We start from the raw sequence: 22,313 nt of genomic DNA, 5'->3' as shown, positions 1-22,313 counted from the left end.
TGCGTGCTGTGATCTAATGTAGACCGAACTCGCGCAGCAGCGCCTCGCGGTAGCGCACAAAACGGCTTTCGCTGCGCTCGCGCGGCCGTGGCAGGTCGACATCGATGAGCCGCGCCGCGCCGCCTTTCTCCCTGGGCAGGATCAGCACCCGGTCGGCGAGATAGATCGCCTCTTCAAGGTCGTGGGTGACCACCACCATGGTGACGTTCTGCTCGTTCCAGATGCGCGCCAGTTCCTCCTGCATGGAGATCTTGGTCATGGCGTCGAGGGCGCCTAAGGGCTCGTCGAGCAGCAGGATCTCGGGCTGCACCGTCAGCGCCCGCGCGATGCCGACGCGCTGCGCCATGCCGCCGGAAAGCTGCCTAGGATAGGCATCACTGAATTCGGCCAGGCCGACCAGCGCAATGTAGAATCGCGCCTGTTCCTCGGCTTCCGCCTTGGGCACGCCGCGCACTTCGAGGCCGAAAGCGACGTTGCCGAGCACGGTCAGCCAGGGCAGCAGGCGCGGCTCCTGAAAGATCACCGCCCGTTCCTCGCCGACGCCCTCGATCTCTCTCCCGCCGATGGCGACGGCGCCGCCATCGGCCCGCTCCAGCCCGGCCAGGATGCGCAGCAGCGTTGTCTTGCCGGAGCCGCTGGCGCCGACGATGACCAGGCACTCACCCGAACGAATGTCGAGGTTGAGCGAGCGCAGCACGGCAAGCTTGCGCCCGCCGAGGCTGAAGGATTTCGACAGGTCGCGTATCGTGACCTCACCGCCGCGTACCGTGGCCATCGCTTGCACCTCCATGCTCAGTTGGTCTTGGTTTCGCCTGGGCGGTAGAGGATGTCGGCGGCCTTGAGCTTGCCTTTCGGCAGACGGCCGTCGCGCTCGAGAATGGCCACCCAGAAGTCGACGTCGCGGTGACTGACCGCCGCCTTCTCACGCAGGCCGAAACCGGTCCAGTAGCGCGCCAGCTCGCCATTCTCGCCGCGTTTGTTGAGGACGTCGGCGACCACCTTGCGCGCCTCGTCGGGATTTTGCCGTGACCAGTCTGAGGCCCGCGCCGATTGCTCGACGAAGTTGCGGGCGGCGTCGGGATTGGCGGCGATGAAATCGCGCCGCAGCACGATGAAACCGCCGGCGATCTCGCCGAGCACATCGGTGTCGTTGAACACGCCGCGCACGCCGCCATTGGCGACCAGCTGGCCTGCGAAGGTCGCCTGCCAGTAGCCGAGGCCCGCGACATCGACCTGACGCGAGCGCAACGTCTGCTCGAGCTGCGGCCCGGGCACCACCATCAGTTTGGCGGCATCCGGCGGCAGGCCAGCGCCACGCAACGCCTCGCGCACTGTATAGTCGAGATGGGCGCCGAGCGTGTTGACCGAGATCGTCTTGCCGGCGATGTCGGCGATCGATTTGATCGGGCTGTCCTCGAGCACGTAGAAGACGCTTTTCACTTGGCTGTTGATGCCGTTGCTCGGATAGGCGGCGACGAAGTCGTTGCCGCCGGCGATCGAGTTGATCACGGCCGGCGTCGCGGCCGAACCCAGATCGACGCTGCCGGAGGCAAGCGCGAACAGCGATTCCGGGCCGCCGCCGGAATAGCCGACATTTTCGAGCTCGATGCCGAGGCCCTTGAAATAGCCTAGCTCGTCGGCGAGCTCATGCGGGGAGATGCCGCCGCGGCTGGCGAGGTAGCGGATCTTGACGGAAGCGGATTGCGAGCGCGCGATCGAAGGCAGGCCCGCGGCGATGATGCCGGCGGCGATCGGGGCACGCAGGAGAAGCGAACGGCGTGTGATGGTCATGGTCCGGCCTTTCATGGTTTCAGGAGTCACGGTGAAGGATTGGTTCTCAGCCGACGGCGCTGCTCCAGCGGCAGAGCCGCCGCTGCAGGCCGACCAGCGCCTGGTTGGCGATCAGGCCGAGCGCTGCGAGGATGATAATCGCCGCGAACATCAGCGGGATCTGGAAGTTGTACTGCGCGTTCATCACCTGGAAGCCGATGCCCTTGTTGGCGCCGATCATTTCCGAGGCGATCAGGAGCAGCAGCGCAGTGGTGGCCCCCAGCCTCAAGCCGACGAAGATCGAGGGCACGGCCCCCGGCAGCACGACGCGGCGGAATATGGTCAGCCGCCGGGCGCCGTAGACGCGCGCCATCTCGAGCAGCTTCGGGTCGACCTCCTTGACCCCGCTGATGGTGTTGAGCAGCAGCGGGAACAGCGTCGCCCAGAAGATGACGAACACCTTGGAGGCCTCGCCCAGGCCCAGGAGCAGGATGAACACCGGATAGAGCGCCAGCGCCGAGGTCTGGCGGAAGAGCTGCAGGATCGGGTCCAACGCGGTTTCGACCGCCCGCATCTGACCCATCACGAGGCCGAGCGGGATGGCGACGACGACAGCCGCCGCGAAGGCAAGGCCGGCGCGCTGCAGGCTGATGGCGATGTCGCCGAGCAGGCTGCCGCCGGCGAGACCCTTCCACAGCGCTGCGACAATCGTGGCGATCGGCGGCAGCACCGCCGCGTTGACCCAGTCGGCGCTCGCCGCCACCTGCCAGAGCGCGAGGAAGCCGAGAAGCACGCCATAGCGCGACAGGATCCGCGCCGAGGCGCGACTGGCCAGCCGCACGGCCTCGGTGCCGAAGCCGTTGCCGCCATTGCGCCTGCCGATGCCGATTGGACGTTCGATGTCCTGCAAAGTCATCGTCTTGCCTTTCCTTTCAGAGGATCATTCGGCGGCGAGCACGGCCGAACGCGCGGCCGTCCAGGGGTTCTGCGGCCGCCTGAGGCCGAGATTCTCGCGCAGCGTCCTGCCTTCATAGGCAGTGCGGAACAGGCCGCGGCGCTGCAGTTCGGGGATCACCAGGTCGACGAAATCGTCGAGCGCGCCGGGCAGCCAGGGCGGCAGGATATTGAAGCCGTCGGCGGCTTCACTGCTGAACCATTCCTCCAGCTGATCGGCGATCTGGGTGGCGCTGCCGATCACCGTGTAATGACCCCGCGCGGTTGCCACCCACTGGTAGAGCTGACGGATCGTGAAATTGTGCTCGTCGGCGATCCGGCGGATCAGCGCCTGCCGGCTCTTCATGCCTTCGGTTTCCTTGGCTACCGGCAGTGGCCCGTCGAGCGGATAGTCCCTGAGGTCGAGCGTCTGGCCGGCTAGCGCGTTGAGCAGCGCCACGCCGTCCTCAGGCAGGATCAGGTCGTTCAATTGCCGGTACTTGGCGCTGGCTTCCTCCTCGGTGCGGCCGACGAAGGGCGCCACGCCCGGCATGATCAGCACCTGCGCCGGATCGCGGCCGGCCGCCGCCACGCGCGCCTTGATGTCGCGATAGAATTCCTGCGCCGAAGCAAGGTTCTGATGCGCGGTGAAGATCACCTCGGCCGAGGCCGCGGCAAGCCCGCGCCCGTCCTCGGACTGCCCGGCCTGCACGACCACCGGATGCCCTTGCACCGGACGTGGCACGTTGAGCGGCCCCTTGACGCTGAAATGCTCGCCCTTGTGGTTGATGTCGTGCAGCTTGTCCTTGTCGTAGAAGCGGCCCGTCTTCTTGTCGCGGATGAAGGCATCGTCTTCCCAGCTGTCCCACAGCGCCTTGACGGTTTCGACATGCTCATGCGCCCTTGCATAGCGCTCGGCATGGTTGGGCTGCACGTCGCGATTGAAGTTGCGCGCCGTGTCGTCGCCGGCCGAGGTCACGACGTTCCAGCCGGCGCGGCCGTTCGACAAAAGATCGAGCGAAGCGAACTTGCGGGCGAGCGTGTATGGTTCCTCATAGCTGGTCGAGGCTGTGGCGATGAAACCGAGATGCGTGGTCAGCGGCGCCAGCGCCGCGAACAGCGTCACCGGCTCGAACCCCGCGATCTTGGCGTTGCCGCCTTCGCGGGCGCCGAGCCCCACCGTCAGGTTGTCGGCGAGGAAATAGGCATCGAACAGGCCGCGCTCGGCGGTCAGCGCGAGCTTTTTGTGAAACTCGAAATTGGTCGCGCCGTCGGCCGGCGAGTCCGGATGGCGCCAGGCCGCGACATGCTGGCCGCCGCCCGGCAGGAAGGCGCCGAGCTTGATCTGTCTGGGCTGGCTGGATTTGGTCATGGCTGATCCTTCCGTTGGGAAAACGACTGCTTCGGAGTCAGGCGGCGAGGCCGACGCTGCGGGTTTCGCCAACCAAGCGGGACACCTCGGCAACGGCCTGCCGGGAGCGGGCATGGATCGCTTCCGACATCAGCACGCCGTCGGCAAAATCCTTGTCGGAGGCGTAGATCGCGGTCGGCATGGTCAGCGCTTCGAAGAAGCCGAACAGCGGCCGCAGCTGATGCTCGACGATCAGCGAATGGCGCTCGCCGCCGCCGGTCGCCGCCAGAATGACCGGTTTCCCGCGCAGCGACGATGGCTCGAGAAGATCGAACAAGTGCTTGAAAAGGCCGGTATAACTACCTTTGAAAGTCGGCGACCCGGCCACCAGCACATCGGCCTTGACCAGTTGATCGACGATCGCGCGGGCGGTCGCGTCGAGTTCGCCGAGGCGCCGCGCCGGAGGAAAGGATGGACCGAGATCCTCTATGTCGAAGACTGCCGGGGCCGCGCCCACCCGGCCTGCCACCTCGCCGGCAATATGGCTTATGAATGCCTTGGTCTTCGACGGCCGGGTCAGGTTGCCGGATATCCCCACCACCAGCTTCTTCGTCATTTCCGGTCTCTCCTCGCAGGCATTTCTTCATTAAGACTACCGATTTTATAGAATTAAATGAGCGAGAAGATTTCAAAACGAGCCTGGCGGAGGGATTGAGTTTGCGTCCTCTCGCCGTTCGATGGTTCAGCGGTTGCGGAGTGCGGGCCATCTCGCACCGGCAGGACGGTGCGGCCATCGGCCATTTCCGCTACGGAATGAAGGACCGCCGCTGCGGCGGTCCTTCAAAAACGACCGTTCAAATCGGTGCCCGGCCCGGCTCGGCCTCGCTGTTGACCGTTGGCAGTGGCGGCGCCTCCAACCCATGGAACGGATCGCGCCAGGCATCGATGTCCTCGAGCCGGCGATACCAGCGGTTGACGGACGGATAGCCGTCGAGCGGCAACCTGGCGACATCGTTGAAAGCGAGAAACGTCGCCATGCGGAAGTCGGCATAGGAGACGGAATTGCCTGCCAGCCACTCCCTTTCCGAAAGCACGACATCAAGGATGGCAGCCGTCGTGTGGAACAGCCTCAGCCCCTCCTCGACCAGGGCCTTGTCGATCGGCCCCAGCCCCCAACGCTGTTTCGTGCCACGTTCGAAATGCACCATGTCAGTGGCTCTGACGAAGTTCTCCTTGCCCCAGCTTAGCCAGCGGATCATCTCGGGTTCGTCGTCGCCGCTGCGCCAGAAATCGGAACGCATGTCGCGCGAGAGCCGGCAGGCGATGGCGTCGGCTTCCCACAGGCTCCATCCCGGGCCGACCAGTATGGGCAAGGTCAGATTGGGGTTCAGCGCGCGATAGCGCTCGGCCTGCCCCGGCGCCATCGGCGAGGCGAATTCGAACGCGATCTGCGCCTTAAGATGGCGTGCCGTGGCGACTGCGAGGCGAGGATTGGGATTGCGGCTGAACAAGAGTTTCATGTGGATCTCCAAAGGTCCTTCGAATGCCTGTCAAGGACGATTGAAACCTGCCTGATGCGACATGACGAATACAGACGGAAACCCGGCGCAACCCGCGGATCCAACTTTGCACCGGCCGGAAGCGTCGCTTATGCTCCGCCTGTCGGGCCAGATGTCTGCGTAAACCTTGGCTCAAGGCTTCCGGTTCAATGGCTTGCGCCCCTCGCCGCCTTCCGCTATAGAGCCGCCACCCGCGTAGACACCCTTGGAGGCAACGCGGAGGAAGGCCGGCCAGGCCTGCATGATCCCCAGACGCATTTGGATCGCCAAACGCATCGGACAGATCGTGCAAGGCCGCGACGGCTTTCGACGTTTACGGATGGGCTTGCCCGCCGCGAACGCTCCATAACACGCGAAAGGAAATGCCATGAGCCACGAGGCTTACGAGCTCAAGGCCGAAGCGCGCGAACAGGTCGGTAAGGGGTCCGCCCGTGCAGTTCGCCGCAACGGTAAAGTGCCTGCAGTTATTTACGGCGACAAGCAGCCCCCCCTGGCGATTGCGCTCAACTACAAGGACCTCTTCTACAAGATCCACGGCGGCGGGTTCCTGACCACGATCGCCACGATCGATGTCGACGGCAAGAAGATCCAGGTCCTGCCGAAGGACTTCCAGCTCGATCCGGTCAAGGACTTCCCGGTCCATGTCGACTTCCTGCGCATCGGCAAGGACACCGAGGTCAATGTCGACGTGCCCGTCCACTTCATCAATGAAGAGAAGTCGCCCGGCATCAAGCGCGGCGGCGTGCTCAACATCGTGCGTCACGAAGTCGAGTTCCACTGCCCGGCCAATGCGATCCCGGAATTCATCACCGTCGATCTCGCCGGCACCGAAATCGGCGACTCGATCCACATCTCGGCGGTTTCCCTGCCGGCCGGCGTCAAGCCGGTGATCTCCGATCGCGACTTCACCATCGCGACCATCGCCGGCTCCGCGGCAATGAAGCCGGAGACCGAGGAGACTGTAGAAGCAGCGGCGCCTGAAGCTGAGGCCGCCGAGGCCGAAGAGAAGTAATTTTCCGCCTGGAGTGGACGATGCTTGTTTTTGCAGGCCTCGGCAATCCGGGCGCGAAATATCAGAACAACCGGCACAATGTCGGCTTCATGGCGGCGGACGCGATTGCCCGCCGCCATTCCTTTTCGCCCTGGTCGAAGAAGTTCCAGGGGCTGATTTCGGAAGGCACGCTCGGCGGCGACAAGGTCCTCTTGATCAAGCCGCAGACCTTCATGAATCTGTCCGGACAGTCGGTCGGCGAAGCGCTGCGCTTCTACAAGCTCGACGCTGCCGCCCTCACCGTCTTCTACGACGAGATCGACCTTGCCGCCGGCAAGGTCAGGGTCAAGGTGGGCGGGGGTTCCGGCGGCCACAACGGCATCCGCTCACTCGACCAGCATGTCGGCAAGGATTACCGCCGTGTGCGCATCGGTGTCGGCCATCCCGGCGTCAAGGAGATGGTGCGCGACCATGTCGTCGGCGACTTCGCCAAGGCCGACCGTGAATGGCTCGACGTGTTGCTCGACGCGATCGCCGATGACGCAGGTTTGCTGGCCAAGGGCGACGACAGTTCGTTCATGAACCGCATCACGCTCGCGCTGCGCGACAAGCTCGTGCCGACCGGCGATGACGACCGGCCGCCGCCGAAGGAACCGAAGGCGAAGAGCCACATCCGCCAGGCCCACCCGCAGCAGCCGGCGGTCAAGCTTCCCGAGACCGGCCCGATGGCCGCCATGCTGAAGAAACTTCTCGGCAAGGAGTAAGCGCCAAAACGATCGTGGCCCGGGGCTTGACGATCGTTGGCGCTTTCGCCCATAGCCCTCACCAAATCTCGAATTCCCGATAGGACCGGACGAACATGGGTTTCAAATGTGGCATCGTTGGCTTGCCCAACGTCGGCAAGTCGACGCTGTTCAACGCGTTGACCAGGACGGCCGCCGCGCAGGCCGCCAACTATCCTTTCTGCACCATCGAGCCGAACACCGGCGAGGTGGCGGTGCCGGACCCGCGTCTGCAGAAGATCGCGGCGATCGGCAAGTCGAAGGAGATCATCCCGACCCGCATCTTCTTCGTCGACATCGCCGGCCTGGTGCGTGGCGCCTCGAAGGGCGAAGGCCTGGGCAACCAGTTCCTCGCCAACATCCGCGAGGTCGACGCCATCGTCCATGTGCTGCGCTGCTTCGAGGATGACGACATCACCCATGTCGAGGGCCGCATCGATCCGGTCGCCGACGCCGAGACGGTCGAGACCGAGCTGATGCTCGCCGACCTTGAAAGCCTCGAGCGCCGTATCGTCCAAGTCCGCAAGCGCGCCGCCGGCAAGGACAAGGAAGCGATGGCCGTGCTGCCGATGATGGAGGCGGCGCTCGAATTGCTGCAGGCCGGCAAGCCGACGCGCGTCCTGCTCAAGGGCATCGCGGCGGAGGACCTGCGCATCCTGCAGGGGCTGAACCTGTTGACGTCGCACCCCGTTCTCTACGTCTGCAACGTCGCCGAGGCCGACGCCGCCACCGGCAACGAGCACACCAGGGCGGTGGACACAATGGCGGCCGCGCAAGGCGCCGGCACGGTGGTGATCTCGGCGGCGATCGAGGCGGAAGTCGCTCAGCTTTCCGACGATGAGGAGATGGAATTCCTTGCCTCGCTCGGCCTCGACGAGCCGGGCCTCAACAAGGTGATCCGCGCCGGCTACGAACTGCTGCACCTCATCACCTATTTCACCGTCGGGCCGAAGGAGACGCGCGCCTGGACGATCCACAAAGGCGACAAGGCACCGCAGGCGGCCGGCGTCATCCACACCGATTTCGAGCGCGGCTTCATCCGCGCCCAGACGATTTCCTACAACGACTTCGTCACGCTGGGCGGCGAAGTGGCGGCCAAGGAAGCCGGCAAGGCGCGCGACGAAGGCAAGGAGTATGTCGTCCAGGACGGCGACATCATGCTGTTCAAGTTCAACACCTGACAAGCCTCGGCGGATCGGTCGCAGGGCCGGCCTGCCTTGCGCCGGGCACGCCCGTGCGTCTTGACCTGGCAGGATCGCGGGTCTAATCCGCTGCTGCTCGCGGGCTCCTCGAGGCCCATGCAATCCTGACGAACCTCTTTGGTCCAGCAAGGGAGACCCGGCGATGATCAAGGCCTTCGTCGTGGACAATGATCGCCTGCGCGTCACCGACGATCTCGCGGCGGACGGCGACAGGGTCGTCTGGGCCGACCTCTTCAATCCGACCAAGGAAGAAGAGGCTGCGATCGAGAGCTGGCTTGGCATCGCCATTCCGACGCGCGAGGAGATGGAAGAGATCGAGATCTCCAGCCGCCTCTATGTCGAGGACGGCGGCTACTTCATGACCGCCGTGCTGCCGGCCCAGACCGAGGCCGACGACCCGCTGATGTCGCCGGTGACGTTCGCGCTTGCCGGCAACCGGCTGATCACCATCCGCTATCACGAGCCGAAGGCCTTCAAGACCTTTCCGCTGCGCGCCGAAAAGGTGGCGACCGGCTGCACCAGCGGCGACACCATCCTGGTCGGCCTGCTGGAAGCGATCGTCGACCGGCTTGCCGACATCCTCGAGCGCGCCGGGCGCGATGTGGAAGCGATCTCGCGCGACATCTTCGAGGCGCGGTCGACAAAGGCCTCGAAGCGCAACCGCGATTTCCAGGAGCTCTTGAAAGGCATCGGCCGCAAGGAGGACCTCGCATCCTCCGTCCGCGACAGCCTGATCTCGCTGCAGCGCCTGGCCGGCTTTCTTGCCCATGTCGCGGCCCAGGCCAAGATGAGCAAGGATGTGCGGGCCCGCATCAAGACGCTGTCGCGGGACGTGCTGTCGCTCGCCGATCACGCCACCTTCCTGTCGCAGAAGATCTCCTTCCTGCTCGACGCCACGCTCGGCATGATCTCGATCGAGCAAAACGCCATCATCAAGATCTTCTCGGTCGCCGCCGTCATCTTCCTGCCGCCGACGCTGGTGGCCTCGATCTACGGCATGAATTTCGACATCATCCCCGAGCTCAAATGGGAGTTCGGCTATCCCTTCGCCATCGGCCTGATGGTGGTCTCGGCGATCCTGCCCTTCTGGTATTTCCGCCGCCGCGGGTGGCTCTAAAAGCAATTCCAGGAAAAGTGCGCAGCGGTTTTCCGTCCGGAATTGCGTGAAACACAGAGAGCGAGCGGATCCGCCTCTCCGCAATCACCCCCATCGACTGGCTCACCAGAAAGGACTTGACCAAATTGCCTCGGGCCGTCATCCGGGGTGCCCAACCTTGGGTTTCACGCATTCGCCACCGGATTGCCGACATGACCGCAAAGACCTGGGCCTACGAGGATTTCGTCGAGGGCGCCTCGCTCGACCTCGGCAGCAAGACTGTAAGCGCGGCCGAGATCATCGAATTCGCCAGCGAGTTCGATGCCCAGCCGATGCATCTCGACGAGGAGGCCGGCAAGGCCAGCATCCTGGGCGGCCTTTCGGCTTCGGGCTGGCACACCTGCGCGATGTTCATGCGCATGCTGTGCGACGCCTTCCTGCTCGACTCGACCTCGCAAGGCTCGCCGGGCATTGAGCACGTGAAATGGAAGAAGCCGGTTCTGGCCGGTGATCGGCTCACCGGCACGGTCACCGTGCTTGCCAAGCGCCAGTCCAAATCGAGGCCTCAGCTCGGCCTGGTCAGCATGCGCAGCGAGCTGTTCAACCAGCGCGGTGAATGCGTCTTCGAGCTTGAGAACAGCGGCATGTTCCTGACCCGGGAGGCCGCGGCGTGACACTCGACGAATACTTCCTCATCGGCGAAACCGTCACCCTCGGCTCGCACAAGTTTGAAGCCGACGAGATCAAGGCGTTCGCCAGGAAATACGACCCGCAGGTCTTCCATGTCGATGAGGAGGCGGCGAGGAAGAGCGTGCTTGGCGGCCTCTGCGCCTCCGGCTGGCACACCGCCGCCACCTGGATGAAATACAACCTCGAAAAGCGCATGGAGACCGAGGGCGTGCGCTGGACCGGTCCCGGACCGCAGCCCGAATTCGGCCCCTCGCCGGGCTTCCGCAACCTCAAATGGCTGAAGCCCGTCTATGCCGGTGAGACGGTGACCTTCACGCGCACCGCGCTCGCCCATCGCCCGCTTGCCGGGCGCCCCGGCTGGAGCCTGCTCACGCTGCGTTCCGAAGGCTTCGATTCGACCGGCGACAAGGTCATCGAGTTCGACAGCGCCGTGCTGGTGAAGGTGGAGTAGTGAATGGTGAATGGTGAGTAGTGAGTAGTGAGTAGTGAGCGCGGATAAATTCGACGCTCACCATCGAATACCGATCTTCACTAATTACTATTTACTATTTACTATTTCACTATTCACTACTCACCACTGACTAATGCCCCTCGAACCCGATCAGCGTGCGCACCGGCACGCCGAGCGCTTCAAGCTTCTGGCGCCCGCCGAGATCCGGCAGGTCGATGACGAAGCAGGCGGCGACGATGTCGGCGCCGATCTGCCTGAGCAGCTTCACCGCCGCTTCCGCCGTGCCGCCGGTGGCGATCAGGTCGTCGACCAGGATCACCTTCTCGCCCGGCGAGACGCCGTCCTTGTGCATCTCCATCTCGTCCAGACCGTATTCGAGGCTGTAGGCGACGCGCACCGTCTCGTAGGGCAGCTTGCCCTTCTTGCGGATCGGCACGAAGCCTGCCGAAAGCTGGTGCGCAACGGCACCGCCAAGAATGAAGCCGCGCGCCTCGATGCCGGCGATCTTGTCGATCTTCAGGCCGGCATACGGGTGCACTAGCTCGTCGATGGCGCGGCGAAAGGCGCGCGCATCGCCAAGCAGCGTGGTGATGTCGCGAAACAGGATGCCATGCTTCGGGTAGTCCGGGATAGTGCGGATCGCGGCAAGCAGCGTGTCTTCGAGCGAGGGTTTCATGAGGCGAGGCTCCGCGTATCCGGCTGTCGGGTATGAACGGCGTCGACGCGTCCGGCGCAACGCAACCAACAACGGCTACCGCGATGGGGCCCGGGAGACAAGCGCATCCGGCACACGATCGGCATCGCCTGCCTTGCCCCGGTCTTGCGCCGCATCGAAAAGGGCGCCTCGCAGGCGCCCTTGCAGAAACGTCGGTGACGGACGGATCACATGCCGAGGTCGGAACGCAACTCGGAGCGCGCCACTTCGAACTCAGCCTTGAAGTCGGGCCGGTCGAGGAGGACCGCGGCAATCACACTGCCGGAAATCTTGCCCATCTCGATGTCGGACGGATAGTGGATGCCGCCGACAACGCGGTTGTGGGCATATTCAGCCGCGCGCGCCATGATCTCGGCGCGCTTTTCCGGCACCATGTCGGACAGGATGATGCCCATCATGGTGCCGACCGTCGCATGGCCCGATGGCCAGGAGCCGGAATTCGACAGCTTCACCACGGGCTTGACCAAATCGCTGAGCTGGTGCGGCCGCGGCCGCTTCCAGACGTCCTTGGCAGGGTCGACGACGGCGCCTTCCGTGGCAACCACGCGATCGAAGAAGGCGCTGAACTTCGGCAGCATCTCCTTGTTGAACTTCGGCCCCATGACGTTGGCGAAGCGCCAGACATTTTCCTCGGCATCGGCAATGGCGCGCTTTTCCATCTCGGGCGTCCGCGTCACCTGCAGGGTCAGCACCTCGGCGAGTTCGGCCTTCGTCTCGGCCGATTCGTTGGCTGGCGGCGGCGGCAGGATCATCGTCAGGTCGATGTCCTTGCTGGTGACGAAGGGCTGAGCGTCCTCGGCGCGGACGGCGGTACCGGCGACAAGGATGAGCAGCGCGGCTGCGAACGGCGCAAATCTTTTCATGGGTGCGATCCTTTTGTGAGAGCAAGGCAGGATCGCGGGACGCGGTGACGGCCATGTGACATGGCCGTCACCCTCACGCTGTCGTGAAATGCGAAAGGGCGCCTCTCGGCGCCCCTTTCAAAGCCTGCAATCCTCGGTGGCTCAGTGCGCCACGTCGGCCCACACCTTGCGCTTGGTCATGTAGACGAGCGCGCCGAAGAGCAGCAGGAACACCAGCACGCGGAAGCCGGTCTTCTTGCGGTCCTCGAGATGCGGCTCGGCGGCCCACATCAGGAACGAGGCGACGTCGCGCGAATACTGGTCGACAGTCTGCGGCGAGCCATCGTCATAGGTCACCTGGCCATCCGAGAGCGGCTTCGGCATCTTCAGCGACACGCCGGACAGGAAATACGGATTGTAGTGCGTGCCTTCCGGGATCACCATGCCGGCCGGCGGCGTCTGATCGTAGCCGGTGAGCAGCGAGTGGATGTAGTCCGGGCCGCCCTGGGCATACTGGGTGAAGATGTCGAAGACGAAGCGCGGGAAGCCGCGCTCGACGCCGCGCGCCTTGGCGAGCAGCGACATGTCGGGCGGCGCGGCGCCGCCATTGGCGGCAGCGGCGGCCTGATCGTTCGGGAACGGCGCCGGGAAGTGATCCGACGGCTTGCCCGGGCGGTCGAACATGTCGCCGGCATCGTTCGGGCCGTCATGTATGGTGTATTCGGCGGCGAGCGTCTTGATCTGCCCTTCCGAATAGCCGAGGCCTTCCAGCGTGCGGAACGCCACCAGGTTCATCGAATGGCAGGCCGAGCAGACTTCCTTGTACACCTTGAGGCCGCGCTGCAGCTGAGCCTTGTCATAGGTACCGAACGGGCCGGCGAAGCTCCAGCTCATTTCCTTCGGCTCGTTGATCGGGAAGTGCGTCGGCGCGGCCGCGTTGTGTTCCTCTTCGGCCGCGATGGCCGCGGTTCCCGCGACCACCAGGCCGAGCAGCGCCAGCGAGGTGAGAATCTTTTTCATACCCAAATCCCCTTAGATTCTCAGCCCTTGGTTTCCGGTGCGGCCGCAGCGCGCGCAGGATGTCCGCTGCCGCCCTTGTTCTTTTCCAGCACCGCCTCGGTGATCGAATTCGGCAGCCTGCGCGGCGTCTCGATCAGGCCGAGCACCGGCATGACCACCAGAAAGAAGGCGAAGTAGAACAGCGTCGCCATCTGGGCCATGAACACGTAGCTGCCTTCTGCCGGCTGCGAGCCCAGCCATCCAAGCAGGACGGCGTCGGCCACGAACAGCCAGAAGAACAGCTTGTACCAGGGCCGGTAGACCGCGGAGCGCACCTTGGAAGTGTCGAGCCACGGCACCAGGAACAGCATGGCGATGGCGCCGAACATGCACAGCACGCCGCCGAGCTTGGAGTTGATCGGCCCAATGTTGAATGTGATGGCGCGCAGGATCGCGTAGAATGGCAGGAAGTACCATTCCGGAACGATGTGGGCCGGCGTCTTCAGCGGGTTGGCGACCGTGTAGTTGTCCGGGTGGCCGAGATAGTTCGGCAGGTAGAAGACGAAATATGCGAACAAGAACAGGAACACGATCATGCCGAACGCGTCCTTGATGGTCGCATAGGGCGTGAAGGCGACGGTGTCGGTCTTCGACTTGACCTCGATGCCGGTCGGGTTCGACTGGCCGACGACATGCAGCGCCCAGATGTGCAGCACGACGACGCCGGCGATCATGAACGGCAGCAGGTAGTGCAGCGCGAAGAAGCGGTTCAGCGTCGGGTTGTCCACGGCGAAGCCGCCGAGCAGCAGCTCCTGGATCCAGTTGCCGACCAGCGGAATGGCGCTGAAGAAGCCGGTGATGACGGTAGCGCCCCAGAAGCTCATCTGTCCCCAGGGCAGCACATAGCCCATGAAGCCGGTGGCCATCATCAAGAGGTAGATGATGCAGCCGAGGATCCAGAGCAGCTCGCGCGGCGCCTTGTAGGAGCCGTAGAACAGCCCGCGGAAGATATGGATGTAGACGGCGACGAAGAAGAAGGAGGCGCCGTTGGAATGGAGATAGCGCAGCAGCCACCCCGAATTCACGTCGCGCATGATCTTCTCGACCGAATCGAACGCGAGCGTGGTGTCGGAGGTGTAGTGCATTGCCAGCACGATGCCGGTCAGGATCTGCGAGGCCAGCATGACCGACAGGATGCCGCCGAACGTCCACATGTAGTTGAGGTTGCGCGGCACCGGATAGGCGACGAAGCTGTCATAGACCAGCCGGGGCAGCGGCATGCGCGCGTCGACCCAGCGTCCGATGCCCGTCTTCGGCGTGTAGGTGGAGTGTCCCTCGCTCATCGAAATGTCCCCTGCCTCAGCCGATAAGGATCTTGGTATCGGAAATGAATTTGAACACCGGGATCGCCATGTTCTCCGGCGCCGGACCTTTGCGGATGCGGCCGGCGGTGTCGTACTGCGAGCCGTGGCACGGGCAGAACCAGCCGCCGAAATCGCCTTCCTGGCCGAGCGGGATGCAACCGAGATGGGTGCAGACCTGCACCATCACCATCCAGGCTTCCTTGCCGGGGGTGGTGCGGTTGGCGTCGGTCGCCGGCGCATCGGCCGGCAGGTTGGCGTTACGGGCGATCGGATCCTTGAGATCGTTGAGGTTGACGGCCTCGCCGTCCTTCATCTCCTTCTCGGTCCGGTTGCGCACCACGACCGGCTTGCCGCGCCACTTGACGATCAGCGAGCTGCCGGGCTGCAGCGAGGAGACATCGACCTCGACTGAAGCCAGCGCCAGCGTCGAAGCATCCGGCTGCATCTGGTCGATGAACGGCCAGGCGACGGCGCCTGCGCCAACCACGCCGGCCATGCCGGTGGCGATATAGAGAAAATCGCGACGGTTGGGATCGTGGATGTCGGTTGCGCTCACGGGTGCCTGATCCTTTCGCCTTTTTCCGTGCCGGCGGCCGAGCCTTGTCCCCGCTCAATCGCGCCGGCCCGACAGCGCATGGCGAACAGGCTAGCGAATTCCTCCGGCATTTGGAGTTCGGTTTATGCGTGAAGCCCGTTTTTGTCCAGACGCGTGAAGGCACAAGGGCACATTGTCGCGGCTGCGTGGCGCGGCTTGCTCGGACGCACTGCCGGCAGACCGGCGGAGGCCATGAAACAGCGCGAAATCGGAAGCGAAAACGGGTGCTTGTCCGCCTCGACAGCACTCGTTGGCCCGGTCTATTCTCCGCCCATGGCGCATGTCATCGACCGCGACAAATGGGCTGAAGCGCCCGACCGCTGGCAAGGCGAGCTGCAGTGCGGTGCCTTCGGCTCCAGAAGCTGTCTGATCTTCAACTACCTGCCGGACATCGGCGGTGGCCCGCGCCTGCACAAGCATCCCTATGCCGAGCTCTTTATCATCCGCTCCGGAACCGCCCTATTCACGGTCGGCGACCAAAAGATCGAGGCCTCGGCATCGTCCCGCCCGACACGCCGCACAAATTCACCAATGTCGGCCCTGGTCCGCTCGAGACCACCGACATCCACGAGAATGGCAGCTTCATCACCGAATGGCTGGAATAGCTAACTCGCGCCGAGCCTGACCAGCACTGCCCTTGGGATGTTGTATTCGCGGATCACGGCGTCATGCTTGCGAAAGCCGCAGAGCTCGCGCTGGATGAAATAGCCGTGGACGGCCGCCGCGGCCTCCTTGAGCAGCCGGTTGCGATCTCCGCCCTCGCCGTTTTCGCGCAGCTTCGCCAGCGTTTGCTCGACGCGCTGGCCGGCGCGGCCAAGCGCTGCCGCCTTTTCGGCGAGGATCTCGTGGCCGAGCAGATCGAGCGCGCTCTCCTGCGCGCCTGACCGTCCGAGATTGCTGGGCATTCTGACCGACATGAGCCGTTCTACTCCGCCGGGCGCGTCTCTTCCAGCACGCTTTCCTCGTTGAACAGGAAGCCGCCGGACTGCCGTTTCCAGAGCCGCGCATAGAGGCCGTCGAGCGCCACCAGCTCATCATGCGTGCCCTCTTCGACGATGCGCCCGCCGTCGAGCACGACCAGCCGGTCGAGCGCGGCGATGGTCGAGAGCCGATGGGCGATGGCGATGACGGTCTTGTCCTCCATCAGCCTCACCAGATTCTCCTGAATCGCCGCCTCGATGTCGGAATCGAGCGCCGACGTCGCCTCATCGAGGATGAGGATCGGCGCATCCTTGAGGAAAAGGCGGGCGATCGCCACCCGCTGGCGCTGGCCGCCGGAGAGCTTCACGCCGCGCTCGCCGACATAGGCCTCGTAGCCGGCCCGCTCCCGGTTGTCGCGCAGGCTCATGATGAAATCATGCGCCTCGGCTTTGCGCGCTGCGGCGATCACCTCAGCGTCGGTAGCGTCCGGCATGCCGAGCTTGATGTTGTCGCGCAGCGAACGGTGGAAGAGTGCGGTGTCCTGGCTGACCACGCCGATATTGGCGCGCAGCGAATTCTGCGTCACGCCGGCGATATCCTGGCCGTCGACCAGGATCCTGCCGCGCTCGAGGTCGTAGAGGCGCAGGATGAGATTGGCTAAAGTCGTCTTGCCGGCGCCTGACGGACCGACCAACCCCACCTTCTCGCCAGGCCGCACGACGAGGTCGATGCCGTCCAGAACCCCTGCCCCCTTGCCGTAGTGGAAGGTGACGTTCTTGAGGTCGATGCGGCCACCGGCAACCACCAGCTCCTTGGCGCCCGGGGCGTCGGTCAGGCCGAGCGGCTGCGTGATCAGCGCCTTGGAGTTCTCCAGCACGCCGAGATTCCTGAGGATGCTGTTGAGCTGCATCATCACCCGTCCCAGCAGCATGTTGAGCCGCAGGACGAGAGAAAGCGTGAAAGCGACGGCGCCGACGGTGATCGAGCCTTCCACCCAGAGATAGACGGCGAAGACCGCGATTGACGTGATCATGATGCCGGAAAGCGTCGTCAGCGCCATGCGCACGCCGGTCAGCCGGCGGGTGAACGGACGCAGCGCGTTGAGATAGATGTCGAAGCCGCTGCGGATATAGTGGTCGTCGCCGTCGGCGGCGAACAGCTTCAGCGTCTGCACGTTGGAATAGGAATCGACGATGCGGCCGGTGATCATCGAGCCGGCCTCGGCTGTCGCCTCGGCATGCTTGCGAATCGCCGGCAAATAGCGCCTGGCCAGCCAGGCGAAGGCGACGATCCATATCACCACCAGCACCGCCAGCCTGAGGTCGAGGCCAGCCACCAGCGCCAGCGTCGTCACCGTGTAGACGATCATGAACCAGATGACTTCGATGAAGCTCTCCATCAGGTCGCCCGTCGCCTGCCCTGCCTGCCAGACTTTCGTGGCGATGCGGCCGGCGAAATCGTTCTGGAAGAAGGCATAGGACTGGCGCGAGACATGCCGGTGCGCCTGCCAGCGCACCAGATTGTAGAACCCCGGCGTGATCGTCTGCTCGTCGACCAGCGCCGACAGGCCGACCACCAGCGTGCGGATGATCAGCACCACCGCGCCCATGAACAGAAGCTCCGGCCCGGCGGCAGCCCACAGCGCATGCCAGCTGCGCTCGCCGGGAAGCTGGTCGAGGATATCCACCAGCCGCCCGACGAAATAGAACAGCCCGGCCTCGACCAGCGGCGCGATGCCGCCGATGATCAGCATGGCGAAGAAGGCGAGCTTCGCTTGTCCGACATAGTGCCAGAGGAAGCCGCGGACGCTGCCGGGTGGCCGAAGATTCGCGGGCTCGCGGAACGGGTAGACCCAGCTTTCGAACCAGCGGTAGACGGCCTTCATCATTCCGCGGCTTCACCCTTGGCGATAACGTCGTTGGCAGCCTCGGCGGGCGCGTCGTCGAGCAGAAAGCCGCCCGACTGGCGCTGCCAGAGCTGGGCGTAGAGCCCGCCCTTGGCGACGAGCTCCTCATGCGACCCTTCCTCGATGACGCGGCCCTTGTCCATGACGACGAGCCTGTCCATAGCGGCGATGGTCGACAGCCGGTGCGCGATCGCAATCACGGTCTTGCCCTGCATCAGCTTGTAGAGGTTCTCCTGGATCGCCGCCTCGGCTTCCGAATCGAGCGCCGAGGTCGCCTCGTCGAGGATGAGGATCGGCGCGTCCTTCAGCATGACGCGGGCGATGGCGATGCGCTGCCGCTGGCCGCCGGACAGTTTGACGCCCCGGTCGCCGACATGGGCATCGAATCCCTTGCGGCCGTTGTGGTCCGAAAGCCCGTCGATGAAATCGAGCGCCTCCGCCCGCCGCGCCGCCTCGATCAGCATCTCGTCGGTCGCGTCAGGGCGGCCGTAGAGGATGTTCTCCCGCACCGACCGGTGCAGCAGGGAGGTGTCCTGCGTCACCATGCCGATCTGCGTGCGCAACGAATCCTGCGCCACGCCTGCGATCTCCTGGCCGTCTATGAGGATCCTTCCGCTTTCCAGGTCGTAGAAGCGCAGCAACAGGTTGACCAGCGTCGACTTGCCGGCGCCGGAGCGGCCGACGATGCCGACCTTCTCGCCCGGCTTCACGACAAGCGAGAGGTTTTCGATGACGCCCTTCTGCTTGCCGTAGTGGAAGCGGATGTCCTCGAAGCGTATCTCGCCCTGGGTGACGGCGATGTCCTTGGCGTCCGGGCGATCCTCGACCAGCCGCGGCAGCGAGATCGACTGGATGCCGTCCTGCACCGTGCCGATGTTCTCGAACAGGCCCGACATCTCCCACATGATCCACTGCGACATGCCCCACATCCTGAGCACCAGGCCGATGACCACGGCGACGGCGCCGATCGTCACCGCATCGCCGAGCCACAGCCACAGGGACAGCGCGGTGACGGAAAACAGCAACAGCGCGTTCAGGATGTAGAGAAGGCCGTAGAGCACGGTCACCAGCCGCATCGAGCGGTAGACCGTCTCGAGGAAGCCCGCCATGCCCTCCCTGGCGAAGGCCGCCTCGCGGCGCGCGTGGGAAAACAGCTTCACCGTCTGGATGTTGGCATAGCTGTCGACGACGCGACCGGTCATGGTCGAACGAGCATTGGCCTGTTCCTCACCGACCTTGCCGAGCCGTGGAATAAAATACCGCAGCAGCGCGATATAGCCGATCAGCCATACGCCCAAGGGTGCGGCCAGCCGCAAGTCCGCCGAGCCGACGATGAACAGCATGCCGAGGAAGTAGACGATCACGTAGTTGAGGACGTCGACAACCTTCATGACGCAGTCGCGCACGGCGAGCGCGGTCTGCATCAGCTTGGTGGCGATGCGGCCGGCGAATTCGTCCTGGTAGAAAGTCATCGATTGCTTGAGCAGGTAGCGATGCACCTGCCAGCGGATGCGCATGGGATAGTTGCCCATCAGCGTCTGCTGGTTGAACAACGAACGCACCCAGACCGTGCCCGGCAGCGCAAACAAGACGATGAAGGCCATGCCGGCCAGCTTCCAGCTCTCGGTTTGCAGGAAGGTTTGTCGGTTCTGCGCCGACAGCCAGTCGACGATGCGGCCCATGAAACCGAACATCCACACTTCGGCAAGGGCGATCGCCATCACCAGAATCGCGTCCAGCATGATGTAGGGCCAGGCCCCGCGCGTATAATGCACGCAGAAGGCGACCAGCGTCTTCGGCGGCTCGGCCGGCTCCGCGGCGGGAAACGGATCGAGCTTTTTTTCAAACCAGCGGTACATTCCAGGCACTCGGCTGTCTATGCGCTCACGCAGCGCGGGATTGATGGGCAAGGCCGTTCGGCCGCGCTGCGCGACGGGCCGGCGACACGGAATCATCCGAATCGCCGGCCCTGCTTCGCGCAATATAGGGTGCCGCGGGCTTTTCGCCGACAGGCTCGCCGGACGATCCTGAGGCCGCGTTGGAGCCAGCCCGCGCTTTCTCGCCCGGCCGGAACAGCCTTGCGATACGGCGCACCAGCGAGGGCCGGCCAGGATCGGGCACGGCCCGCGAAAAATCGACGTCCGGCAGCATGCCGCGATGCGGACGCCGGCGCGTCTCGGCGTGCGCCGCCGACGAGTAGGTCTCGCCGATCAGCAGCGCCCAGGTCGCCATCTTGCGCTCGTGCAGGCTTCTTGAACCCGGTATCTTGTAGGGATCGAACATCGGTCCGTCCTCCATGTGCAAATGCGTTAAAAAGGGTGACACGAACTCGATCTCCAGCATTCGGCCGGAGGCAGGAAACGCGTCGGTCAGTGCATGACGGCAAGCGTCGGTCTCGACACGACGACCAGCGTCCGCGTTGACACGTTCGGATGGGGCGGCGCGCCCCTTTGGCAGTTTGAAAAACATCGCGAGATTCCTTCGAAAGCCGAAAACTGGGTTCGGCGGGAATCGGTGCGATGAGGTCTTAAAGTGTCAGAAGAATCGTCGTACCGAAACCGCCGCTGGGCACACAAGTGCCCCGGAGAGGAGCTGGAAATGCATGGTCATCATGTGGTCTCCCTCCTTCGGTTCGGGTTGACGATGTTGGGCATATACTCGACTTCGCAGAAAATGGCCACCCGCCAGTCCGGAAATCGCCAAAAGCTGGAGATCCCTGTGGCCGATCTGCCACTTATTAGCAGGATGCGGAAATGAACGATCGTCTCCGCATCGCGCTCTACCAGCCGGATATCGCCGGCAACACCGGAACAATCCTGCGCTTCGCCGCCTGCCTCGATCTCGGCGTCGACATCATCGAGCCGGCCGGCTTTCCGCTGTCCGACCGGGCGCTGAAACGGGCCGGCATGGATTATCTCGAAATGGCGGCGCTTGCCCGCCATGCCGACTGGCACGCCTTCGAGCAATGGCGCAGGGCGAACGCGCGCCGCCTTGTGCTGCTCACTACCAAGGCCCCGACCGCCTATGCGGAGTTTGCTTTCGCCGCCGGCGACATCCTTCTGTTCGGCCGCGAATCCGCCGGCGTGCCGGACGAGGTTCACAAGGCGGCGGATGCGCGACTGACCATTGCGATGCGCCCGGGCGCGCGCAGCATCAATGTCGCGCTGTCGGTTGCGATGGTCGCCGGCGAAGCGCTCCGCCAGCTCGGATAGGATCGATAGCCCTTCCGCGCTGCCGCGGATTGCCTGCGCTTCTGTCGTCATTTTCACCCAGGCGCACATCGCCTTCTCCTGCATTTGCCTTGTCAGGATTTCCTCGCTACAAGCTCAACCCAACTTGAGGTCAAGCGGAAACTGCGAGATGGCTTCGGTACGGGAATTGACGGTCGGCCAGGTGGCCATGCGCAGCGGCGTGGCGGTGTCGGCGCTGCATTTCTACGAGGCACGCGGGCTGATCCGCAGCCATCGCACCGCGGGCAACCAGCGCCGCTACAGCCGCGACGTGCTGCGGCGGGTGGCGATCATCCGCGTCGCCCAGGAGGTCGGCATCTCGCTCGCCGAGATCGCCGCGGCGCTTCAATCCCTGCCCGAGGGCCGCACCCCGACGCGCGAGGATTGGAATCTGCTTTCAACGGCTTGGCGCGACGGGCTCGACCACAAGATCGCCCAGTTGAAGAAGCTGCGCGACGGGCTGACGGATTGTATCGGCTGCGGCTGCATGTCGATCGACAAGTGCCCGCTGAGGAACAAGGAAGACCGGCTGGCACGGGAGGGTACTGGCGCGAGGCGGCTACTGGTGCCCTGACGGTACGCATCAAGGTGTGTCGAGATTCAGGTCAGGCCGGCATCGCCTGAATATCAATACACCTTAGTCCGCCGCCGGGAGCCGCCGCATTGTGAACTCGATGACGTCGCCCGGCCGTTCGAACCAGCTTTCGATCTCGGTCCAGTAGGCCTGCTTGGGGAAGCGCTCGAACCATTCCTTGGCCTTGAGGCGGGCGTCCGAGCGCGGCAGGACGAAGGTCTCGCGCAGGAAGCCGTCGCGCGGCTCTCTTTCGCGCTCGGCCCGCGAGCGCTCCAGCCTCTTCCTCAAGCCATCCAGCGGCGGTCTTGCCGGGGTGCGCACGAAGGAACTCCTTTGCGCCTT

General features: G+C 64.3%; 24 protein-coding genes and 1 pseudogene. 9 read left to right on the top strand and 16 right to left on the bottom strand.

Annotated elements, in window-relative coordinates; genetic code table 11:
• Positions 1-13: 13 nt before the first annotated feature.
• From EJ067_RS26000 to EJ067_RS25975, 6 genes are all read right to left on the bottom strand, one after another.
• A complete protein-coding gene (locus EJ067_RS26000) occupies positions 14-775 on the bottom strand; it encodes an ABC transporter ATP-binding protein (RefSeq protein ID WP_189510102.1) in 762 nt (253 codons plus the stop codon).
• 17 nt (positions 776-792) lie between these two features.
• Entirely contained in the window at positions 793-1,791 is a 999-nt protein-coding gene (locus EJ067_RS25995) for an ABC transporter substrate-binding protein (protein ID WP_126088039.1), read from the bottom strand.
• Positions 1,792-1,837: 46 nt separating this feature from the next.
• On the bottom strand, positions 1,838-2,686 hold the full coding sequence (locus EJ067_RS25990; RefSeq protein WP_126088038.1) for an ABC transporter permease: 849 nt from the start codon (positions 2,684-2,686) through the stop codon (positions 1,838-1,840).
• A gap of 24 nt (positions 2,687-2,710) precedes the next feature.
• Entirely contained in the window at positions 2,711-4,075 is a 1,365-nt protein-coding gene (locus tag EJ067_RS25985) for an LLM class flavin-dependent oxidoreductase (RefSeq protein WP_126088037.1), read from the bottom strand.
• Between the two features lie 37 nt (positions 4,076-4,112).
• Positions 4,113-4,670, bottom strand: coding sequence for an FMN reductase (gene msuE / locus EJ067_RS25980; protein ID WP_126088036.1), 558 nt, complete (start codon positions 4,668-4,670; stop codon positions 4,113-4,115).
• 238 nt (positions 4,671-4,908) lie between these two features.
• A complete protein-coding gene (locus EJ067_RS25975; protein WP_126088035.1) occupies positions 4,909-5,574 on the bottom strand; it encodes a glutathione S-transferase family protein in 666 nt (221 codons plus the stop codon).
• 406 nt (positions 5,575-5,980) lie between these two features.
• Here EJ067_RS25975 and EJ067_RS25970 point away from each other — a divergent pair, with 406 nt between their 5' ends.
• The 6 genes from EJ067_RS25970 to EJ067_RS25945 all read left to right on the top strand — a co-directional run bounded on the left by EJ067_RS25970 (position 5,981) and on the right by EJ067_RS25945 (position 10,825).
• Positions 5,981-6,625, top strand: a complete 645-nt coding sequence (locus EJ067_RS25970; protein WP_126088034.1) for a 50S ribosomal protein L25/general stress protein Ctc — start codon at positions 5,981-5,983, stop codon at positions 6,623-6,625.
• A gap of 20 nt (positions 6,626-6,645) precedes the next feature.
• Positions 6,646-7,368, top strand: coding sequence for an aminoacyl-tRNA hydrolase (gene pth / locus EJ067_RS25965; RefSeq protein ID WP_126088033.1), 723 nt, complete (start codon positions 6,646-6,648; stop codon positions 7,366-7,368).
• A gap of 95 nt (positions 7,369-7,463) precedes the next feature.
• Positions 7,464-8,567: a redox-regulated ATPase YchF gene (ychF, locus tag EJ067_RS25960; RefSeq protein WP_126088032.1), complete on the top strand. Its 1,104-nt coding sequence runs from the start codon at positions 7,464-7,466 to the stop codon at positions 8,565-8,567.
• Between the two features lie 163 nt (positions 8,568-8,730).
• Positions 8,731-9,705: a magnesium/cobalt transporter CorA gene (gene corA / locus EJ067_RS25955; RefSeq protein ID WP_126088031.1), complete on the top strand. Its 975-nt coding sequence runs from the start codon at positions 8,731-8,733 to the stop codon at positions 9,703-9,705.
• A 191-nt stretch (positions 9,706-9,896) separates the two neighbouring features.
• Positions 9,897-10,358, top strand: coding sequence for a MaoC family dehydratase (locus EJ067_RS25950; protein WP_126088030.1), 462 nt, complete (start codon positions 9,897-9,899; stop codon positions 10,356-10,358).
• Entirely contained in the window at positions 10,355-10,825 is a 471-nt protein-coding gene (locus tag EJ067_RS25945; protein ID WP_126088029.1) for a MaoC family dehydratase, read from the top strand. The genes EJ067_RS25950 and EJ067_RS25945 overlap by 4 nt, the downstream gene beginning before the upstream one ends.
• A 130-nt stretch (positions 10,826-10,955) precedes the next feature.
• Here the strand turns inward: EJ067_RS25945 and EJ067_RS25940 are convergent, their stop codons facing one another.
• From EJ067_RS25940 to petA, 5 genes are all read right to left on the bottom strand, one after another.
• The gene (locus EJ067_RS25940) at positions 10,956-11,501 is read right to left on the bottom strand and encodes an adenine phosphoribosyltransferase (RefSeq protein ID WP_126088028.1); all 546 of its coding nucleotides are present in this window, start codon (positions 11,499-11,501) and stop codon (positions 10,956-10,958) included.
• A 206-nt stretch (positions 11,502-11,707) separates the two neighbouring features.
• Entirely contained in the window at positions 11,708-12,403 is a 696-nt protein-coding gene (locus EJ067_RS25935; protein WP_126088027.1) for a phosphatase PAP2 family protein, read from the bottom strand.
• Between the two features lie 141 nt (positions 12,404-12,544).
• The gene (locus tag EJ067_RS25930) at positions 12,545-13,402 is read right to left on the bottom strand and encodes a cytochrome c1 (protein WP_126088026.1); all 858 of its coding nucleotides are present in this window, start codon (positions 13,400-13,402) and stop codon (positions 12,545-12,547) included.
• 20 nt (positions 13,403-13,422) lie between these two features.
• Positions 13,423-14,724 (bottom strand): cytochrome b N-terminal domain-containing protein, encoded by a 1,302-nt coding sequence (locus EJ067_RS25925; RefSeq protein ID WP_126088025.1) that lies wholly within the window; start codon positions 14,722-14,724, stop codon positions 13,423-13,425.
• A gap of 16 nt (positions 14,725-14,740) precedes the next feature.
• Positions 14,741-15,241, bottom strand: a complete 501-nt coding sequence (gene petA / locus EJ067_RS25920; protein ID WP_245468348.1) for a ubiquinol-cytochrome c reductase iron-sulfur subunit — start codon at positions 15,239-15,241, stop codon at positions 14,741-14,743.
• Positions 15,242-15,613: 372 nt separating this feature from the next.
• Between petA and EJ067_RS25915 the strand changes: the two are divergent.
• Positions 15,614-15,945: pseudogene (locus EJ067_RS25915) on the top strand (cupin domain-containing protein).
• Here EJ067_RS25915 and EJ067_RS25910 read toward each other — a convergent pair.
• The 4 genes from EJ067_RS25910 to EJ067_RS25895 are packed head-to-tail and all read right to left on the bottom strand — an operon-like array spanning position 15,946 to position 20,492.
• Positions 15,946-16,257, bottom strand: coding sequence for a DUF6665 family protein (locus tag EJ067_RS25910; RefSeq protein WP_126088023.1), 312 nt, complete (start codon positions 16,255-16,257; stop codon positions 15,946-15,948).
• Between the two features lie 8 nt (positions 16,258-16,265).
• Entirely contained in the window at positions 16,266-18,149 is a 1,884-nt protein-coding gene (locus tag EJ067_RS25905; protein WP_126088022.1) for an ABC transporter ATP-binding protein, read from the bottom strand.
• Positions 18,146-20,026 carry an ABC transporter ATP-binding protein gene (locus tag EJ067_RS25900; RefSeq protein WP_126088021.1) on the bottom strand — a complete coding sequence of 627 codons (1,881 nt, stop codon included), beginning with the start codon at positions 20,024-20,026 and terminating at the stop codon, positions 18,146-18,148. The genes EJ067_RS25905 and EJ067_RS25900 overlap by 4 nt, the downstream gene beginning before the upstream one ends.
• A gap of 25 nt (positions 20,027-20,051) precedes the next feature.
• Positions 20,052-20,492 (bottom strand): hypothetical protein, encoded by a 441-nt coding sequence (locus EJ067_RS25895; protein WP_245468043.1) that lies wholly within the window; start codon positions 20,490-20,492, stop codon positions 20,052-20,054.
• A gap of 428 nt (positions 20,493-20,920) precedes the next feature.
• Here EJ067_RS25895 and EJ067_RS25890 point away from each other — a divergent pair, with 428 nt between their 5' ends.
• Positions 20,921-21,379 (top strand): tRNA (cytidine(34)-2'-O)-methyltransferase, encoded by a 459-nt coding sequence (locus tag EJ067_RS25890; protein ID WP_126088019.1) that lies wholly within the window; start codon positions 20,921-20,923, stop codon positions 21,377-21,379.
• Positions 21,380-21,527: 148 nt separating this feature from the next.
• Positions 21,528-21,971, top strand: coding sequence for a redox-sensitive transcriptional activator SoxR (gene soxR / locus EJ067_RS25885; RefSeq protein WP_126088018.1), 444 nt, complete (start codon positions 21,528-21,530; stop codon positions 21,969-21,971).
• A gap of 63 nt (positions 21,972-22,034) precedes the next feature.
• On the opposite strand, the gene EJ067_RS25880 is transcribed toward soxR, so the two are convergent.
• Positions 22,035-22,292, bottom strand: coding sequence for a hypothetical protein (locus EJ067_RS25880; protein ID WP_126088017.1), 258 nt, complete (start codon positions 22,290-22,292; stop codon positions 22,035-22,037).
• Positions 22,293-22,313 lie beyond the last annotated feature (21 nt).

The organism is Mesorhizobium sp. M1D.F.Ca.ET.043.01.1.1 (assembly GCF_003952385.1).
GTDB lineage: Bacteria > Pseudomonadota > Alphaproteobacteria > Rhizobiales > Rhizobiaceae > Mesorhizobium.
Note: the sequence above shows the minus strand (reverse complement) of the source record. Positions and strands in the feature narration are given on the sequence as shown.

Coding starts and splice junctions, on each gene's coding strand:
- EJ067_RS25970 (WP_126088034.1), top strand. CDS start 5,981: ATGAGCCACGAGGCTTACGAGCTCAAGGCCGAAGCGCGCGAACAGGTC.
- EJ067_RS25905 (WP_126088022.1), bottom strand. CDS start 18,149: ATGATGAAGGCCGTCTACCGCTGGTTCGAAAGCTGGGTCTACCCGTTC.
- EJ067_RS25940 (WP_126088028.1), bottom strand. CDS start 11,501: ATGAAACCCTCGCTCGAAGACACGCTGCTTGCCGCGATCCGCACTATC.
- EJ067_RS25975 (WP_126088035.1), bottom strand. CDS start 5,574: ATGAAACTCTTGTTCAGCCGCAATCCCAATCCTCGCCTCGCAGTCGCC.
- EJ067_RS25950 (WP_126088030.1), top strand. CDS start 9,897: ATGACCGCAAAGACCTGGGCCTACGAGGATTTCGTCGAGGGCGCCTCG.
- pth (WP_126088033.1), top strand. CDS start 6,646: ATGCTTGTTTTTGCAGGCCTCGGCAATCCGGGCGCGAAATATCAGAAC.
- corA (WP_126088031.1), top strand. CDS start 8,731: ATGATCAAGGCCTTCGTCGTGGACAATGATCGCCTGCGCGTCACCGAC.
- EJ067_RS25900 (WP_126088021.1), bottom strand. CDS start 20,026: ATGTACCGCTGGTTTGAAAAAAAGCTCGATCCGTTTCCCGCCGCGGAG.
- EJ067_RS25910 (WP_126088023.1), bottom strand. CDS start 16,257: ATGTCGGTCAGAATGCCCAGCAATCTCGGACGGTCAGGCGCGCAGGAG.
- petA (WP_245468348.1), bottom strand. CDS start 15,241: ATGGCCGGCGTGGTTGGCGCAGGCGCCGTCGCCTGGCCGTTCATCGAC.
- EJ067_RS25985 (WP_126088037.1), bottom strand. CDS start 4,075: ATGACCAAATCCAGCCAGCCCAGACAGATCAAGCTCGGCGCCTTCCTG.
- EJ067_RS25925 (WP_126088025.1), bottom strand. CDS start 14,724: ATGAGCGAGGGACACTCCACCTACACGCCGAAGACGGGCATCGGACGC.
- EJ067_RS26000 (WP_189510102.1), bottom strand. CDS start 775: ATGGCCACGGTACGCGGCGGTGAGGTCACGATACGCGACCTGTCGAAA.
- EJ067_RS25990 (WP_126088038.1), bottom strand. CDS start 2,686: ATGACTTTGCAGGACATCGAACGTCCAATCGGCATCGGCAGGCGCAAT.
- EJ067_RS25995 (WP_126088039.1), bottom strand. CDS start 1,791: ATGACCATCACACGCCGTTCGCTTCTCCTGCGTGCCCCGATCGCCGCC.
- EJ067_RS25935 (WP_126088027.1), bottom strand. CDS start 12,403: ATGAAAAGATTTGCGCCGTTCGCAGCCGCGCTGCTCATCCTTGTCGCC.
- EJ067_RS25890 (WP_126088019.1), top strand. CDS start 20,921: ATGAACGATCGTCTCCGCATCGCGCTCTACCAGCCGGATATCGCCGGC.
- ychF (WP_126088032.1), top strand. CDS start 7,464: ATGGGTTTCAAATGTGGCATCGTTGGCTTGCCCAACGTCGGCAAGTCG.
- msuE (WP_126088036.1), bottom strand. CDS start 4,670: ATGACGAAGAAGCTGGTGGTGGGGATATCCGGCAACCTGACCCGGCCG.
- soxR (WP_126088018.1), top strand. CDS start 21,528: ATGGCTTCGGTACGGGAATTGACGGTCGGCCAGGTGGCCATGCGCAGC.
- EJ067_RS25930 (WP_126088026.1), bottom strand. CDS start 13,402: ATGAAAAAGATTCTCACCTCGCTGGCGCTGCTCGGCCTGGTGGTCGCG.